This is a genomic window from Caballeronia sp. ATUFL_F1_KS39 (genome assembly GCF_023630985.1).
In the GTDB taxonomy this organism is placed as follows: domain Bacteria; phylum Pseudomonadota; class Gammaproteobacteria; order Burkholderiales; family Burkholderiaceae; genus Caballeronia; species Caballeronia zhejiangensis.
This window is the reverse complement of the sequence record NZ_JALQDZ010000052.1, coordinates 25,564-40,104: the sequence shown is the minus strand read 5'-3', so window position 1 is coordinate 40,104 and position 14,541 is coordinate 25,564. Positions and strand designations below refer to the sequence as shown.

Sequence of the window (14,541 nt, the reverse complement as noted above, 5' to 3'; positions counted from 1 at the left end):
ATCTTGAAAAATGAATAATCGAGATGCGATCAATCTTCGGAAAAGATCATGGATTTGTCTGCATTGAACATTTTCAGGGCCGTCGTGCGCGAAAACGGCGTGACGCGCGCGGCCGCGAAGCTCAATCGCGTGCAGTCGAACGTGACGACGCGCATCCGTCAACTGGAGGAGACGCTCGGCACCGATCTCTTCATCCGCGATGGCCGCCGTCTCGTGCTGACGCCCGCCGGCGAAACCCTGCTGCCGTATGCCGAACGTCTGCTCGCGCTCGCGGAGGAGGCGCGTCATGCGGTCAGCGAGAATCGTCCGCAGGGGCGGCTGCGGCTCGGGACGATGGAGAGCACCGCCGCGAGCCGTCTGCCGCGCGTGCTGGCCGCGTATCACCAGCGCTGGCCGCAGGTCACGCTCGAACTGACGACGGGCGTGACGCGCGCGCTCATCGACAGCGTGCGTGCGTTCGAAGTCGACGCGGCGGTGATGGCGCGGCCGATCGAGCCCGACACGCTGCCCGCCGAGCAATTCGAGTCCGTGCCAGTGTTCGAGGAGGAACTGACGCTCGTCACGCCGCGCGGGCAGCATCCGTCGACGATGGCGCAGGCGAGCGCCGGCCTCACGCTCATCGCGTTCGAGCGTGGCTGCGCGTATCGCTCATACGCGACGCGCTGGTACGAGCAGCAGGGCATCCGTCCCGCGCGGGTGCTGGAACTGGGTTCGTATCACGCGATCGTCGCGTGCGTAGCGGCCGGTGCGGGCGTCGCGGTGGCGCCGCGCTCGGTGCTCGAACTCGCGCGTCTGGATGACGAAGTGGATCTGCATCCGATGGGCGAATTCGGTCGCATCGACACCTTGCTCGTCTGGCGCAAAGGGCATTTTTCGGCCGCGCTCAACGCGATGCGCGAGCTTCTGGCGGAACGTCCCGATGACGCAAAGGCGGCGTGACGATGTCGTCCGGCATCAGTTAGCTATCGAATGACGCGGGCGAAGCTCATTTCACGAGCGCCTTGATGGCCAGTTTCTTTGCCATCTGGAATGTCTTGGGAAAGGTCGTTTCGATGCCCAGCACGACGCGGCTCGATAACCGCTCCATGTCCTTCGGGCAATTGAACGCCATGCCGTTGAACTCGCGCAGATTCAGCGGCTTGATCTTCGACTGGAACTGCAGGAAGCGGTGAGAAACCGGAATGAAATGCGACGTCAGAGAGCTGCGCGAAAATTGCGGACGCGTCGTGCGCAGACTGCCGTGAATCGTTTTCGAATTCCATAGAAGCACGTCGCCCTTCTGCAGGAATGGCGCGCGAAATTCGAGCCGTTGTTCGGAGAGGATCTTCTTGACCAGCTCCTTGTACTGGCCGTGATTGAACGCGACGTCGAAGTTTTTTCCGTTCTTCACCATGTCGATGCGATGACTTTGCGGCACGACGAAGAAACGCCCGGCTCCCGCGTCGATATCTTCGAGCGCGTACCAGCATCCGACCATCGTGCCGATCAATTCGCTATCGAGGTAATACGTGTCCTGATGCGGCCACGTCTCCGCGTTGCCTTCGAAATACATGCTCTGCACGAGCTTGCCTTCTTCCGAAAAAATCTCGCTTGTAATGGCTTTGACAGGCGTGCTCGCGAACGCCTTCACCGCGAGATTCTTGAGCGGCGCGAACGCTACGTCGCCGAGCGACTGAAGGTTGAGCAGCGGATTCATCACGAAGCCGTATTCGTTGATCCGGTTTTTTTCCGGATTCGCAGTGGCCTGCCGGTAGATGTATCCGGGGTACTGCTTGACCGTTTTATCGAATGCATTGCGGATCGAATCGCACGCGGCCCCGTCCACGACGCGGCGCACGACCACATAGCCGTTTTCCTCGTAGTATTGCTTTGCGGCAGCGAGGTCGGTCAGGTCGAACATGGCCGAATTTTCTTCGACCGTTTCCGGAATTTCTATCTCGGTTCCAATCGGACTGAGGATTTTGTACATGATGGCCCCAAAGGCGGAATAGACCGGCTGCACGCGGACTGAATGTTCCGCACAAGCCTATGCCGGGCGATCGGACTCACGTCGCACCTGACCGATTCCGCCAAGGGATTGGCCTCAAGCGGCAAAGCTGCAATAAGCGGCAATAAGCGGCCGCTCACTCGAACTCGAAGTTGCGCCGCGAGTAGAAGCGCTGAAGCTCGTGTTGCTGCGGCCGCACGCCGGTGAAAACTTCGACGTATTCCGGAATGCGCGACATGCGCACCGCCATGTCTTCGTGGAGCTTCATCGACACATAGCCGGCCTGCGTGTAATACGCGACGCGCGCGCGGACGTCGGCGGCGCGCGGTTCATAGTCGAAGCGCACGAACAGCGCCGTCAATGCCGCGATGCGTTGCGCATCGTCCTGCGCCATCTGCTCCGCGATCTCCTGCGATTGCTGCGACCAACTGCGCATCGCGGCTTCGAAGCGCGAGTCGAAGAGCGAATCGTCGAACCAGCAGTCGAAGACGTTGAGCATCGCTTCGCACACGCTGTCCGCGTATGCCTCGGTTCGTTCGATCCAGTGGCCGGTGTTCTTCTGCTTCCATCGGCCGAGCAACGCGGCAAGCAGTTCCTCGCGGTCCTTGAAGAACCAGTAAAAACTCGTGCGCGAAAGATTCAGCTTCTTCGCGAGCGGAAGTATGCGGACCGCATCCACGCCTCCTTCGAGAAGCCCTTCGTACGCCGCGTCCAGCCACATGTCGGCGGAGCCGCGCACCGCGTCGAGGGTCTGATCCATTTCGTTTTTTCCTGTATGCGTTCGGCTGTACACCATTGTCTCTCTACTTGACACACGTGTACAGAGCTTCTACGCTTGATTCACAACCGGCGTTCGTTCCCACTTGCTTCGAAGAGGCGCTCATGTCCACGGATCCGCTGCTGCAGCCCTATACGCTGAAACATCTCACGTTTCGAAACCGGATCATGACGACCTCGCATGAACCGGCTTACGCCGACGACGGGATGCCGAAGGAGCGTTATCGGGCGTATCACGTCGAAAGGGCGAAAGCGGGAATCGCGTTGACGATGACAGCCGGCTCCGCAGCGGTTTCGAAGGACAGTCCGCCGGTCTTCAACAACATCCTCGCGTACAAGGACGAAGTGGTGCCGTGGATGAAGGATCTCGTCGACGAATGTCACGAGCACGGCGCGAAGGTGATGATCCAGCTGACGCATCTGGGCCGGCGCACGCGCTGGGACACGGGCGACTGGCTGCCCGCGGTGTCGCCTTCGCATTGCCGCGAGCCTGCGCACAGGACCTTCCCGAAGAAGCTGGAAGACTGGGACATCGAACGCATCGTGCGCGATTTCGCGGATGCGGCCGAGCGCATGAAAGCAGCCGGGCTCGACGGGATGGAGATCGAATCGTATGGTCATTTGATGGACCAGTTCTGGTCGCCTCTGACGAATACGCTCGAAGGTCCATATGGCGGTTCGCTCGATAACCGCATGCGCTTCACGTTCGATGTGTTGCGCGCGATTCGCGAGCGCGTCGGGGAGCGCTTTCTCGTCGGCCTTCGCTATACGGCCGATGAAATGCTCGCGGGCGGCATCACGAAGGAAGAGGGCATCGAGATTTCGATGCGCCTCAAGAACAGCGGTCTCGTCGATTTTCTCAACGTCATTCGCGGGCATCTGGAAACGGATGCCGCCCTGACCGACGTGATCCCGATCATGGGCATGAAGAGCGCGCCGCATCTGGAGTTCGCGGGCGAGATCAGGCGGGCGACGGACTTTCCGACGTTTCATGCCGGGCGCATTCAGGACGTCGCCACGGCGCGCTATGCGATCGAAGCCGGCAAGCTCGACATGGTCGGCATGACGCGCGCGCACATGACCGATCCGCATATCGTGCGCAAGATCATCGAGCGCAGGGAGGACGACATCCGTCCGTGCGTGGGCGCGAACTATTGTCTCGATCGCATCTATCAGGGCGGCATGGCGCTGTGCATCCACAATGCCGCGACGGGCCGCGAACTCGAGATGCCGCACACCATCGCGCCGGCCGCGACGAAGCGCAGGATCGTCATCGTCGGCGCGGGGCCGGCGGGACTCGAAGCGGCGCGCGTCGCGGGCGAGCGCGGGCATGACGTCGTCGTGCTCGAAGCGATGAACGATCCCGGCGGCCAGATTCGTCTCACCGCGCAGAACGTCCGCCGCAAGGAGATGATGGGCATCATCGACTGGCGCATGGCGCAGTGCGAAAAGCTCGGCGTGCGGTTCAAGTTCAATACGTGGGCGGATACGGAAACGGTGCTCGCGGCGCAACCCGATGTAGTGATCGTCGCGACCGGCGGCATGCCGCACACGGAGGTTTGCAGCGAAGGCAACGAGCATGTGGTCTCGTCGTGGGACATCATTTCCGGCGACGTGAAGCCCGGCGCGCACGTGCTCATCTTCGACGATGCCGGCGATCACGCCGCGCTTCAGGCTGCCGAAACGATCGCGCAGGCGGGCGGCAAGGTGGAAGTGATGACGCCCGACCGCTCGTTCTCGCCCGAAGTCATGAGCATGAATCTCGTGCCCTACATGCGCTCGCTGCAAAAGCTCGCGACCACCTTCACGGTGACGTTCCGGCTGGAATCGGTGCGTCGCGAGGGCGGTGAACTGGTGGCGACCATCGGCAGCGATTACGGCGGCGTGACGAAGGAGCAGCGTCACGATCAGATCGTCGTCAATCACGGCACGATTCCGATGGACGAGCTTTACTTCGAGCTCAAGCCGCTATCGAAAAACCGCGGCGCGGTGAATTACGACGAACTCATCGACGGCAGGCCGCAGAGCGGAGAGACGCATCCCGAAGGACAGTTCCAGCTTTTCAGAATCGGCGATGCGGTATCGGCGCGCAACACGCACGCCGCGATCTATGACGCACTTCGTCTGGTGAAGGATCTGTGAGCGCGGTTACGGACTCAGCCGGCTGACCTTCGTGCCTTCGAGCGACACGCCGGCCATGAGACCGGCATTCGTCAGCACGAAGACCTCGACGGGATTCGTGGCCGTGGTCGTATCGAGCTGGCCGTTCGCGCCGAGCCTGGCGACCGCGACGGTCGCATCGGTGCCGGCCGCCCAGCCGTCGCGCCGACGGAATTGCGCGAGCCCATCGTCGGTCAGGAACACATAGATGATCGCTTTCGATTGCGCGCCAATCTGCAAGCCGAACGAGCCGCCCGCCGTGCTGTAGTAGCCGTCGGTGCGGCCATCGATACGCAATGCGCCTTCGCCATATTGCGCGCCGAACCAGAAGCCCGCCGCGATCACGCGAGGAAAAACGAGCACGCCGCGCGCCTTGCTCACGAGTTCGCGCGAGCCGTTCACGGAAACATATAACCGTTGCAGCGTCGCATCGACGGCGGCGTCGATGGCGCGATCGCGATCGGCCGTGCCGGCTGCGGTTTCGCCGGACGACGGACCCGTGGTCGTGCATCCGGCAATGCACAGCGCCGCCGCCGCCATGCCGCCGGTGAGCAAAAGACGCCTCTTGTTCTTCTGATTCATACGGTTCCTCTCATCGACAGTATCGTGGGCTCTCGCACTATACAAGCGTATTGCGCAGAGGGAAACGGTCCGAAGTCTGCTACGCCGATGCAAAGTCGGGACATCGGATTCGAGAGGATAAGAACATGAAGCGGCTTCGGGCATTCGTATGCGTGTTGATGTCGACGTGTTTGAGCAGCGCTTATGCGGCGCACGAGACGGCATCGCCGAATCATCATCGTCATCACGCCAAGGCGAAGGCCGCGCATGCAAGCGGGATCGATCGCTCAGGCAAGCCGCGCAAGGGCGAGGCTTCGTACTACGGCCGCAAGTTCTACAAGAAAAAAATGGCCGATGGCACACACATGGATCCGCAGTCCAACGCGGCCGCGAGCAAGACCCTTCCGCTCGGCACCAAGGCGCGCGTCACGAATCTCGAGAACGGCAACAGCGATGTCGTCGAGATCAAGGACCGCGGTCCTTATGCGAAGAACCGGATCGTGGATGTATCGCCGAAGACGGCGGACAAGCTCGGGATCAAAAAGGATGGCACCGCACCCGTCGAAGTAAAGCCGATCGAAGTTCCGCAGGCGGAAACAAAGTAGGATGGCGAAATAAATCACGTCGCGCTTCGCGCGGGTCCGCTGACGGGGAAATCCGCGAAAAGCCTGCATACCGCAGTCGCATTGCGGCAGAAATGAAGTTGCTCGCGGAACCGATGATCGCAAAAGTGCTCCGCGACTTCACCGAGCAAATGCAGATGCGTCATGCTCACGCGCTCGGGAACGAAGAGGGCGATCACATCCGTCACCGGCTTTCCATCGGGCGCGGCGTAGGGAATCGGCGCTGCGGGGCGGATATATAGCGCCATCGCCTGATTCACTTCTTCGAGTTGTCCGTGCGGGACGGCAACGCCTTCGCCAAGCGCGGTCGAACCGAGCGCCTCGCGGGCCGCGAGGCATGACGTGACTTGATCCGCCGCGAATCCATATCGATGGTCGACGAAGCGCCCGATCGTGCTGAAAAGCGCGTCCCGATTCGCGATATCCGCGCCGAGCAATATGTGCTCGGGCGTCAGCAGGCCGGATAGCGAAGTCGGTTCGTCGCGCGGCTTGACGATATGCGCCGCCGAATCACCGCCGATCGAAACGCTGCGTTCCATGAGGTTGCGCCAGGCATCGGAAGGCGTGTCCGGAACTTCGAGCAAGCCGCTTACTTTTGCCGATGGCGCGACGTCGGACAGACGATCGATCGCGCCGTGGAGGGCCGTTCGCGGCAGGATCAGCGTGAGCCGGACGCGATCGCGTTCGTGCAGTGGCGTGACGCGTATCGTCCACGGTTCGCCCACGCAGTCGCGCACGAGCGAGCGGCGCAGCGGCGTGGCATGTTTTGCGTCGATGGTTACGTGAACCATCACATGACGGCTCTCGCCGAATGGCGCGACGCGGCCCGGCGCGGTTCTCGCGAAGCCCAATCGCGCGATGAAGGCTGACAGCGCGCTGACCATGTCGACTCCTTTACGGACGCGTGGCGAAGCAAGCACTTCAGCATAAACCCGCGCACATGAAGACGACGTAAAAATGCTCAGGCGTGTGGAGAGCGAGACTCGTATGAAGCGCTCACGGCGCTTTGCATCGTGATCAGAGGGACGGAAGGGACAAATCGCGCACGTCGGAAGAGCAAAACGCGACGCGCGCGCCGATCAGTGCATGCAGGTTATGTTGCAGGCAGCGTAGAAGATACGCGGAAGACTGATCTTCGCGTCCGAGTTGCCTTTGCTTTGCGAGGCGCGTCTGCTGCCGGGCGATCATCCCCTTGCAGTCTTGAATATGGCGGTCGATTACCGTCAATTCTTTGCTCAATCTGTCACCGATACGAGAAAAAGCCCGCCGTGAGAGAGGGCGGGCCATGCGTTGCGAGCGCGCCGAGGCGGGGGCCAAAGCGCCATTTCAGAATAGCCCGGTTCGTCGATGGAATGGCCGTCCGTAACTGATCCCAAACGGGCGGCTCATGGCGTTTTTCGGGCTCGCCGCCCTCCAGTTCCGGCCGGGGTTGCCGATAAACCAGCGATCCGCGTCCCAAAGCGCTCGCAGCGTCTATCCACACTTTCCCGATGAAACTCAGTCTCAAGATTCCCCTCGCATTCGCCGCCGCGCTCGTTTTGATGTTCGCCGGCGCCCTCTATGGCATTTTCGCGCTCAACGGCTCCATCGACGCGTACCGCACCGAAGTCGCGGCCAACGTCGCCAGCGAGCGCATGGTTTCGGAGATGCTCGTCACGTTCAAGCTGCAGGTGCAGGAGTGGAAGGACACGCTCCTGCGCGGCAAGGATCCGCAGAAGCTGCAGAAGTACTGGAGCGCTTTCGAAACCCGCGAGCGCACCGTCAACAAGCTCGCGGACGAACTCAAGCGCACGCTGCCCGCAGGAGAAAGCCGCGATCTGATCGAGCGATTCGCGTCCGCGCACCTCGCGATGGGCACGGGATACCGGCGCGGCTTCGAAGCGTTCAAGTCGGCGGAATTCGAGGCATCTGCCGGGGATAGCGCAGTTGCAGGCGTCGACCGTGAACCGGCCGAGCTGCTCGAACAGGCCGCGAGGAAAATCGCCGCCGACAGCGCCCGCGTCTCCGCGCAAGCCGACGCCGATTCGCGGCAGGCATCGTTCGCCAGCATCGCGTTGATGCTCGTCGTGCTGGCGCTCGCGCTCATCGGCGGATACGTGTTCAGCCGCAGCGTGTCGCGTCCGCTCAATCGTGCGCTGGGCTGCGCGCAGGCTGTTGCAACGGGCGATCTGTCGCTCGAGTTCGATGCGCGCGGCAAGGACGAAATCGCGGAACTGCTCGTCGCGCTCAAGCACATGCAGACGAGTCTCGCGAAGGTGGTCGGGCAGGTGCGTCATAACGCGGAAGGCGTCGCGACCGCGAGCGCGCAGATCGCATCGGGCAATCTCGATCTGTCCTCGCGTACCGAGGAACAGGCCGCATCGCTGCAGGAAACCGCGGCCAGTATGGAAGAAATCACGGCGACCGTGCGGCAGAACGCGGAGCACGCGGCCGCCGCGTCGTCGCTCGCGCAAACCGCATGGCAAACCGCTGCGTCAGGTGGCGACACGATGGAGCAGGTCATCGAGACCATGCAAGGCATCTCCGAAAGCTCGGGCAAGGTGAGCGAGATCATCGCCGTCATCGATGCCATCGCGTTCCAGACCAACATCCTCGCGTTGAACGCGGCCGTGGAAGCAGCGCGCGCCGGCGAGGAAGGGCGCGGCTTTGCGGTCGTCGCGGCCGAAGTCCGCTCGCTCGCGCAACGCAGCGCGTCGGCGGCGAAGGAGATCAAGGTGCTGATCGAACAGTCGACGGGCCGCGTCGAAACCGGCGCGGCGCTGGTGCGCGATGCGGGCGCGATCATCGCCGATATCGTCGGTTCGGTGCAACGCGTGACGGGCGTCGTCGGCGAGATTTCGGCGGCGTCGGAAGAGCAGCGCAGCGGCATCGAGCAAGTCAATCTGGCCGTGACGCAAATGGACGAAGTCACGCAGCAGAATGCCGCGCTGGTCGAGCAGGCGTCCGCGGCCGCGCACGCGCTGGCGGAACAGTCCGCGTCGCTGCGTGACGCGGTGGCGGTGTTCAGATTGCGCGGTGACGCGGTTCAGGCTGCATGAGCACGCGCGATAAACTGTGCCGCATGAACGCAACGAAACGGAAAGACTCTCTGACGATGCAACGAAAGGAGCGAGCCCCCACGCGCAATCACGACCAGGCGCGGCCGGCCACGCTGATCGACTCTGTCTGGCGCGTGATGCTTCGCGTCGCGTTCCGGCTCGCGCGCGCGTGGTGGAGCCTTCGACAGCCTGAGCACGAAGGCGCGCTCGTGGCGATCTACGTCGGATCGATGCTCCTCCTGGTGAAGCCGTCGTATCGGCTCGAATGGAACTTGCCCGGCGGAAGTATCGACCCGGGCGAGACGCCTCATGCCGCGGCGCTGCGCGAACTCGAAGAAGAGATCGGCCTCACGTCGCATCCGCTACGCCCTGCGGGCAGCGCGTGCGGCATATGGGACGGGCGGCGCGACACCGTGCATTTCTTCGAGCTGCATCTCGATGCGATGCCCGAATTGCGGCTCGATAATCGCGAGATCATCGCCGTGCATTGGGCGTCGCCGGAAGAATTGCGCGGCCTTGCGTTGACGGACGCAGCGGCCGCGTATTGCGAGACTCAGCTTTGATCGCCCCAGAGGTCGTCGACCGCGCGGATCGCGAGCAAGTAGCCGTTCGCGCCGGCTCCGCAGATGACCGCGGTGGCGGCCACCGAGATCGTCGAATGGCGATACTCCTCTGAGCGCCGATGAATGTTCGTGATGTGCACTTCCACCACCGGCCGGCGAATCAGCTTGACCGCGTCGAGCACCGGAATCCGCCCGAACGAAAAACCTGCCGGGTTGATGATCAGCGCGGCGTCCTGCAAGAACGCCTCCTGAATCCAGTCGATCAGTCGACTTTCGCTGTTGGTCTGACGGAATACGCAGTCGAACTTGAGCGTCTCGCCGAGCGCGAGACAGTTCTGTTCGATGTCCTTTAGCGTCGTATGCCCGTAGATGTGCGGCTCCCGTGCGCCGAGCATGTTCAGATTGGAGCCGTTGAGAATGTAGAGTTTGCGAGCCATGGTGTCAGTGGGTGGCGCTGCGTTCGAGGGACGTGTCTTTGGTTTCCCGCGACGTCGCGATCATGAGGAAGGAAAGCAGGTTCAGCGAGCCGCAGACAGCGACGATGGCCCACGGTGAACCGTGAAAGGCATTGAGCAGCGCGACCGCGACGATCGGCATCGGTCCGCCGGTGAGCAGATTGGCGCCGGAGTAGGACAGCGCGGAGCCCGTGTAGCGCGCTTCGGTCGGAAACGATTCTGCGAACCACACCGGCTGAATGCCGCTCTGGAACTGTGTGAAGCCGAGGAAGGCGCCCATCACGGCCATCGTCATGGCGATGGAGTGCTGATTGAGGATCGGAAAGTAGATCAGGCAGCAGATCAGCGTGCAGAAGGAGCCGATCATCAGCGCGCGCTTGCGCCCGATCCGGTCGCTCAGATAGCCGCCCGCCAGAGCGCCCACGATGGCGCAGACATTGGCGACCATCAGCAGCATGAAGCCGGTCTGTTTGGGTACGCCGAGGTTCTTCGTCAGATAGCTGAGCGAGAACACCACGATCAGATAGAACAGCGCAGCCGGGCCGCAGAAGAACAGCGTGAGGCGCAGCGCGGTGCGCCAGTGGAACTTGAATACGACGCCGAGGGGATTCGCGGCGCGCGCGCCTTCGCCTTTCTTCCTGAGCGCCTCGAATGCCGGCGTCTCGCTGACCTTCATGCGGATATAGATGCCGAGCAGCACGAGCACGAAACTCGCGAGGAACGGGATTCTCCATCCGAACGATTCGAAGTCATCGGCCGACAGCAAGGCGGACAACGTGAAGAGCGCGAGATTGGCGAGTATCTGGCTGAGCGGCGAGCAAATGCCGAGCAGGCCCGAATACAGCCCGCGCTTCGAAGCGGATGCGTGTTCGACGGCCATCAATTGCGCGCCCGTCGATTCCCCGCCGAGCGCGAAACCCTGAACGATGCGCAACGAGACCAGCAACGTGGGCGCGAGGATGCCGACTTGCTGATAAGTGGGCAGCAGTCCCATCAGGAACGACGACGCGCCCATGACCGAGACCGTTATCAGCATGAGGTTGCGGCGTCCCCAGCGATCGCCGAGCATGCCGCAGATCACCGCGCCGAGGGGCCGCGCGGCAAGCCCGGCCCAGAAGCTCGCGAGCGATGCGAGCAGTGAGGCGGTCGGGTCGAGGGACGGGAAGAACAGCTTGGGAAAGATCGTGGCCGCGACCACGCCGTACAACGCGAAGTCGAACCATTCCAGCGCCGTACCGACGGTTGCGCCCGCCACCGCGCGACGCGCCATCAAGTGAGCCTGTGCGGATCGTTCGCTCGCGGCAATGTTTGGGTCAGCGATGACTGACATGACGTCTCCTGAGTTTTCGGTATCTTCAAACGTTCGTTTCTGGTGACGAACAGATGCTATTGTTTGCGCTGCCAAAGCGAGGCGTTCCGCACCGGAACTGCGTTTCATATCACGAAAACAGCCAAACGATGTCGCTGAAAAACGGTCTGCGTGTCCTCGACTTTCTCGCGTCGCAAGGCGAAGGCGCGGGCCTCTTGGCCATCGCCGATGCGCTCGCCTTGCCGCGCAGCACATGCCACCGCGTGCTCGTCGAGCTCGTCGAAGGCGGGTATGTCAGGCAGATGGCCGATCAGGGCCGCTACATCCTGACCATGCGGATGACATCGAACGGGCTGGAATTCCTGAGTCTCACGGGCATCGCGGATATCGCCCAGCCGATCATCGAACGCGTCGCCGCGCGGACCGGCGAACTGGCGCGTCTGTCGCTGGTGGACGGTGAAGCGATCATCTGGGTAGGGAAGGCGGACGGGCAACGCACCGGCTTTCGCTACGATCCCGACATGGGCCAGGCAGCGCAGCTTTCGTGCACATCGACCGGACACGCATGGCTCATGACGATGTCCGATGAACGCGCGGCCGCGCTCGTGCTGAAGCAGGGCTTCGGGCAGCCGAACGAGTTCGGACCCAATGCGCCGACGACGCTCAAGGCGCTACTCGGTTTCCTGCACGCGGCGCGCGTGCGTGGCTACGCGATGATCGACGAGGTGTTTGCGCCGCGCATGTCGGCGGTGGCCGTGCCTGTGGTCAGCGGCTCGCGCTGCGTCGGCGTGATCAGCCTGGCCGGTCCGCGCGTGCGGCTGACCGCCGAGAAGATTCACGAGTATTCGGTCCTGCTACTCGAAGCTTCCAGTGAGCTGGCCCAGTTGAGCAATCTCGCGGGATTTCCGAGCCGGCCGCCGCTCGGCAAGGGATGAGCGTTCGGCCCTTTCGGTCGCGCCCGGCAGCGACTCGCGCGGCATCGGGATCGGCCTGGTGCACAAGTTCTGATCGCGACGGCGTTCTGTCGACGATCGAACGCACATCTCACCGATTCGCTTGCTGCGCCGCTACCAGCGCACGCCAAAAGCCGCGCACAAGTCAGCGATGGCGGACTGATCCAGCGGAGCGGGACGCGGCGTCGTCATGAGCCACAGACGCGCGGTTTCTTCGAGTTCCTCGAGCGCATACGAAGCGTGCGAGACGCTGCGTTCCCACACTACCGGCCCGAGCCGTTCGAGCAATACGGCCCGCACGGACGACGCACGCCGCGCGATTTCCGCGGCCACCTGCGGGTCGCCCGGACGCCGGTATCGCACGAGCGGCACATGCCCGACCTTCATCACGTAGTACGGCGTGATGGGCGGCAGCACGTCTTCATCGCTCCATACGCCCGCGAGCGTCAGCGCGACGAGCGAAGTGGAATGCGTATGCACGATGCCGCGCGTGTCGGCGTTGTTTTCGTAGATTCGGCGATGCAGTTCCAGCGTCTTCGATGGCCGCGCGCCCGACACATGCCGGCCTTGCGCATCGACCTTCGCGATGTCCGCCGGATCGAGCCGCCCGAGACAGGCGTCGGTCGGCGTGATGAGCCAGCCATCGCCGCAGCGCGCGCTGATATTGCCCGCGCTGCCCACGGTATAGCCGCGCGCATAGAGGCTCGCGCCGACCGCGCAGATTTCCTCGCGCAATTTCGCGTCGGTCATCACGAACGTTCTCCTTCGGCATAGCGCAGGGCCTTCGCGAAGAAATCGCGTGCGCCGAAGTTGCCCGACTTGAGCGCGAGCACGAGCGGCGTCTCGCCGAGCGCGACCGTGACGGGCACGCCCGGATCGATCGGCGGTCCGATCTGCAGCATGTCGACGCCGAGCGCCTGCACCACCGCGCCCGAGGTCTCGCCGCCCGCCACCACGAACTTGCGCACGCCGCGCGCCTTCGCCTCGCGGGCGATGGCGGCGAGCGCATCCTCGACGAGCTTGCCCGCCGCCGCGACGCCCAGCTCGCGTTGCACTTCGCTCACTTCGTCGGGCGCGGCGGTCGCATAGACCAGCACCGGCTGCATCGCGTGCGTATCGATGAAAGCGAGCGCTGCCTCGACGACGGCTTCGCCACGCGCGAGCGCACGCGGATCGATGCGGTACGCGGGGCGCGTCTCGAGCCATTCCGCGACCTGCGCGTTGGTTGCCTTCGACGCGCTGCCTGCCAGAACGAGCGCCGGGCCGCTGACGGCCGGAAGATCGGCGGCCTTGTCGTTCGGCTCGATCAGTCCCGCGCGGCGGAAATTTTCCGGCAATCCGATGGCGACGCCCGAGCCGCCCGTGACGAGCGGCAACTCAGCGCACGCTTCGCCGAGCGTGCGCAGGTCGGCATCGGTGAGCGCATCGGCGATGGCGAGGCGCACGCCGTCGGCGCGCAGCTTCGCGATCGCGTCGCGCACGGCATCGGCGCCCGCCGCGACCGTCGCGCTCGCGATCAGGCCGACTGTCGACTTCGACTGACGCTGCAGCACGCGCACGAGGTTGGGATCGCGCATCGGCGTGAGCGGATGGTTCTCCATGCCGGATTCGTTGAGCAGCGCGTCGCCGACGAACAGATGTCCGCGATACACGGTGCGCCCGTTCTCCGGAAACGCCGGGCAGGCGATCGCGAAGTCGCCTTTGCCGCCGTCGGCGAGCGCATCGAGCAGCGCCTCGGCAACCGGTCCGATGTTGCCCGCATCGGTCGAATCGAAGGTCGAGCAGTACTTGAAGAAAAACCGACGGCAGCCCTGGCCGCGCAGCCAGTCGAGCGCGGCGAGCGACTGCGCGATGGCGTCGTCCGCAGCGATGGTGCGCGATTTGAGCGCGACGACGAGCGCGTCGACATCGTCGAGCACGGCGGATGCTGGCACGCCGATGGTCTGGATCGTACGCATGCCGCCGCGCACCAGCGTGCTGGCGAGGTCGGTGGCGCCGGTGAAATCGTCGGCGATGCATCCCAGAACGGGACGGCGATGGCTTGTTTGCATGGTGTTCCCTCCGGCGGCCGATTGTACGGCGCAGTGAACATTCCGTGTTAATCGATGTTAAAAA

General features: G+C 63.4%; 15 protein-coding genes. 6 read left to right on the top strand and 9 right to left on the bottom strand.

What is annotated here, in order from left to right; all coding sequences use genetic code 11:
* Positions 1-48 precede the first annotated feature (48 nt).
* Positions 49-939 (top strand): LysR family transcriptional regulator, encoded by an 891-nt coding sequence (locus tag NCR93_RS26275; RefSeq protein ID WP_008346954.1) that lies wholly within the window; start codon positions 49-51, stop codon positions 937-939.
* A 46-nt stretch (positions 940-985) separates the two neighbouring features.
* Here the strand turns inward: NCR93_RS26275 and NCR93_RS26270 are convergent, their stop codons facing one another.
* Together NCR93_RS26270 and NCR93_RS26265 are read right to left on the bottom strand one after the other, a co-directional pair.
* On the bottom strand, positions 986-1,900 hold the full coding sequence (locus NCR93_RS26270; protein WP_239295251.1) for a phytanoyl-CoA dioxygenase family protein: 915 nt from the start codon (positions 1,898-1,900) through the stop codon (positions 986-988).
* Positions 1,901-2,123: 223 nt separating this feature from the next.
* A complete protein-coding gene (locus NCR93_RS26265; protein ID WP_175981473.1) occupies positions 2,124-2,747 on the bottom strand; it encodes a TetR/AcrR family transcriptional regulator in 624 nt (207 codons plus the stop codon).
* Between the two features lie 122 nt (positions 2,748-2,869).
* Between NCR93_RS26265 and NCR93_RS26260 the strand changes: the two genes are divergently transcribed.
* Positions 2,870-4,906, top strand: a complete 2,037-nt coding sequence (locus tag NCR93_RS26260; RefSeq protein WP_175981475.1) for an NADH:flavin oxidoreductase — start codon at positions 2,870-2,872, stop codon at positions 4,904-4,906.
* A gap of 6 nt (positions 4,907-4,912) precedes the next feature.
* Here NCR93_RS26260 and NCR93_RS26255 read toward each other — a convergent pair whose 3' ends face one another.
* Entirely contained in the window at positions 4,913-5,506 is a 594-nt protein-coding gene (locus NCR93_RS26255) for a BPSL1445 family SYLF domain-containing lipoprotein (RefSeq protein WP_175981477.1), read from the bottom strand.
* A 125-nt stretch (positions 5,507-5,631) separates the two neighbouring features.
* Here NCR93_RS26255 and NCR93_RS26250 point away from each other — a divergent pair, with 125 nt between their 5' ends.
* Entirely contained in the window at positions 5,632-6,090 is a 459-nt protein-coding gene (locus NCR93_RS26250) for a septal ring lytic transglycosylase RlpA family protein (protein WP_175981479.1), read from the top strand.
* A 14-nt stretch (positions 6,091-6,104) separates the two neighbouring features.
* Here the strand turns inward: NCR93_RS26250 and NCR93_RS26245 are convergent, their stop codons facing one another.
* Together NCR93_RS26245 and NCR93_RS26240 are read right to left on the bottom strand one after the other, a co-directional pair.
* Positions 6,105-6,992, bottom strand: a complete 888-nt coding sequence (locus NCR93_RS26245) for a PTS sugar transporter subunit IIA (protein ID WP_239295252.1) — start codon at positions 6,990-6,992, stop codon at positions 6,105-6,107.
* Positions 6,993-7,125: 133 nt separating this feature from the next.
* The gene (locus NCR93_RS26240) at positions 7,126-7,347 is read right to left on the bottom strand and encodes a hypothetical protein (protein WP_175981483.1); all 222 of its coding nucleotides are present in this window, start codon (positions 7,345-7,347) and stop codon (positions 7,126-7,128) included.
* A 251-nt stretch (positions 7,348-7,598) separates the two neighbouring features.
* On the opposite strand from NCR93_RS26240, the gene NCR93_RS26235 reads away from it, so the two are divergent.
* Together NCR93_RS26235 and NCR93_RS26230 are read left to right on the top strand one after the other, a co-directional pair.
* Positions 7,599-9,146: a methyl-accepting chemotaxis protein gene (locus tag NCR93_RS26235; protein WP_175981485.1), complete on the top strand. Its 1,548-nt coding sequence runs from the start codon at positions 7,599-7,601 to the stop codon at positions 9,144-9,146.
* Between the two features lie 56 nt (positions 9,147-9,202).
* Positions 9,203-9,709, top strand: coding sequence for an NUDIX domain-containing protein (locus tag NCR93_RS26230; RefSeq protein WP_175981487.1), 507 nt, complete (start codon positions 9,203-9,205; stop codon positions 9,707-9,709).
* On the opposite strand, the gene NCR93_RS26225 is transcribed toward NCR93_RS26230, so the two are convergent.
* Together NCR93_RS26225 and NCR93_RS26220 are read right to left on the bottom strand one after the other, a co-directional pair.
* Positions 9,700-10,146 (bottom strand): type II 3-dehydroquinate dehydratase, encoded by a 447-nt coding sequence (locus NCR93_RS26225; RefSeq protein WP_175981489.1) that lies wholly within the window; start codon positions 10,144-10,146, stop codon positions 9,700-9,702. The two genes, NCR93_RS26230 and NCR93_RS26225, sit on opposite strands and share 10 nt — an antisense overlap.
* Before the next feature lie 4 nt (positions 10,147-10,150).
* Positions 10,151-11,434, bottom strand: coding sequence for an MFS transporter (locus NCR93_RS26220; RefSeq protein WP_008346933.1), 1,284 nt, complete (start codon positions 11,432-11,434; stop codon positions 10,151-10,153).
* A 188-nt stretch (positions 11,435-11,622) separates the two neighbouring features.
* Between NCR93_RS26220 and NCR93_RS26215 the strand changes: the two genes are divergently transcribed.
* Complete coding sequence (locus NCR93_RS26215) at positions 11,623-12,408, top strand: IclR family transcriptional regulator (RefSeq protein ID WP_175981491.1); 786 nt, start codon at positions 11,623-11,625, stop codon at positions 12,406-12,408.
* A gap of 132 nt (positions 12,409-12,540) precedes the next feature.
* Here the strand turns inward: NCR93_RS26215 and otnC are convergent, their stop codons facing one another.
* Both otnC and otnK read right to left on the bottom strand, forming a co-directional pair.
* Positions 12,541-13,176 (bottom strand): 3-oxo-tetronate 4-phosphate decarboxylase, encoded by a 636-nt coding sequence (gene otnC, locus NCR93_RS26210; protein WP_175981492.1) that lies wholly within the window; start codon positions 13,174-13,176, stop codon positions 12,541-12,543.
* On the bottom strand, positions 13,176-14,477 hold the full coding sequence (gene otnK / locus NCR93_RS26205) for a 3-oxo-tetronate kinase (protein WP_175981494.1): 1,302 nt from the start codon (positions 14,475-14,477) through the stop codon (positions 13,176-13,178). The genes otnC and otnK overlap by 1 nt, the downstream gene beginning before the upstream one ends.
* Positions 14,478-14,541 lie beyond the last annotated feature (64 nt).

What these genes read in the sequence shown, in the direction of transcription:
- NCR93_RS26275 (WP_008346954.1), top strand. Translation starts at nt 49, where the DNA reads ATGGATTTGTCTGCATTGAACATTTTCAGGGCCGTCGTGCGCGAAAAC.
- NCR93_RS26270 (WP_239295251.1), bottom strand. Translation starts at nt 1,900, where the DNA reads ATGTTCGACCTGACCGACCTCGCTGCCGCAAAGCAATACTACGAGGAA.
- NCR93_RS26265 (WP_175981473.1), bottom strand. Translation starts at nt 2,747, where the DNA reads ATGGATCAGACCCTCGACGCGGTGCGCGGCTCCGCCGACATGTGGCTG.
- NCR93_RS26260 (WP_175981475.1), top strand. Translation starts at nt 2,870, where the DNA reads ATGTCCACGGATCCGCTGCTGCAGCCCTATACGCTGAAACATCTCACG.
- NCR93_RS26255 (WP_175981477.1), bottom strand. Translation starts at nt 5,506, where the DNA reads ATGAATCAGAAGAACAAGAGGCGTCTTTTGCTCACCGGCGGCATGGCG.
- NCR93_RS26250 (WP_175981479.1), top strand. Translation starts at nt 5,632, where the DNA reads ATGAAGCGGCTTCGGGCATTCGTATGCGTGTTGATGTCGACGTGTTTG.
- NCR93_RS26245 (WP_239295252.1), bottom strand. Translation starts at nt 6,992, where the DNA reads ATGGTCAGCGCGCTGTCAGCCTTCATCGCGCGATTGGGCTTCGCGAGA.
- NCR93_RS26235 (WP_175981485.1), top strand. Translation starts at nt 7,599, where the DNA reads ATGAAACTCAGTCTCAAGATTCCCCTCGCATTCGCCGCCGCGCTCGTT.
- NCR93_RS26230 (WP_175981487.1), top strand. Translation starts at nt 9,203, where the DNA reads ATGCAACGAAAGGAGCGAGCCCCCACGCGCAATCACGACCAGGCGCGG.
- NCR93_RS26225 (WP_175981489.1), bottom strand. Translation starts at nt 10,146, where the DNA reads ATGGCTCGCAAACTCTACATTCTCAACGGCTCCAATCTGAACATGCTC.
- NCR93_RS26220 (WP_008346933.1), bottom strand. Translation starts at nt 11,434, where the DNA reads ATGGCGCGTCGCGCGGTGGCGGGCGCAACCGTCGGTACGGCGCTGGAA.
- NCR93_RS26215 (WP_175981491.1), top strand. Translation starts at nt 11,623, where the DNA reads ATGTCGCTGAAAAACGGTCTGCGTGTCCTCGACTTTCTCGCGTCGCAA.
- otnC (WP_175981492.1), bottom strand. Translation starts at nt 13,176, where the DNA reads ATGACCGACGCGAAATTGCGCGAGGAAATCTGCGCGGTCGGCGCGAGC.
- otnK (WP_175981494.1), bottom strand. Translation starts at nt 14,477, where the DNA reads ATGCAAACAAGCCATCGCCGTCCCGTTCTGGGATGCATCGCCGACGAT.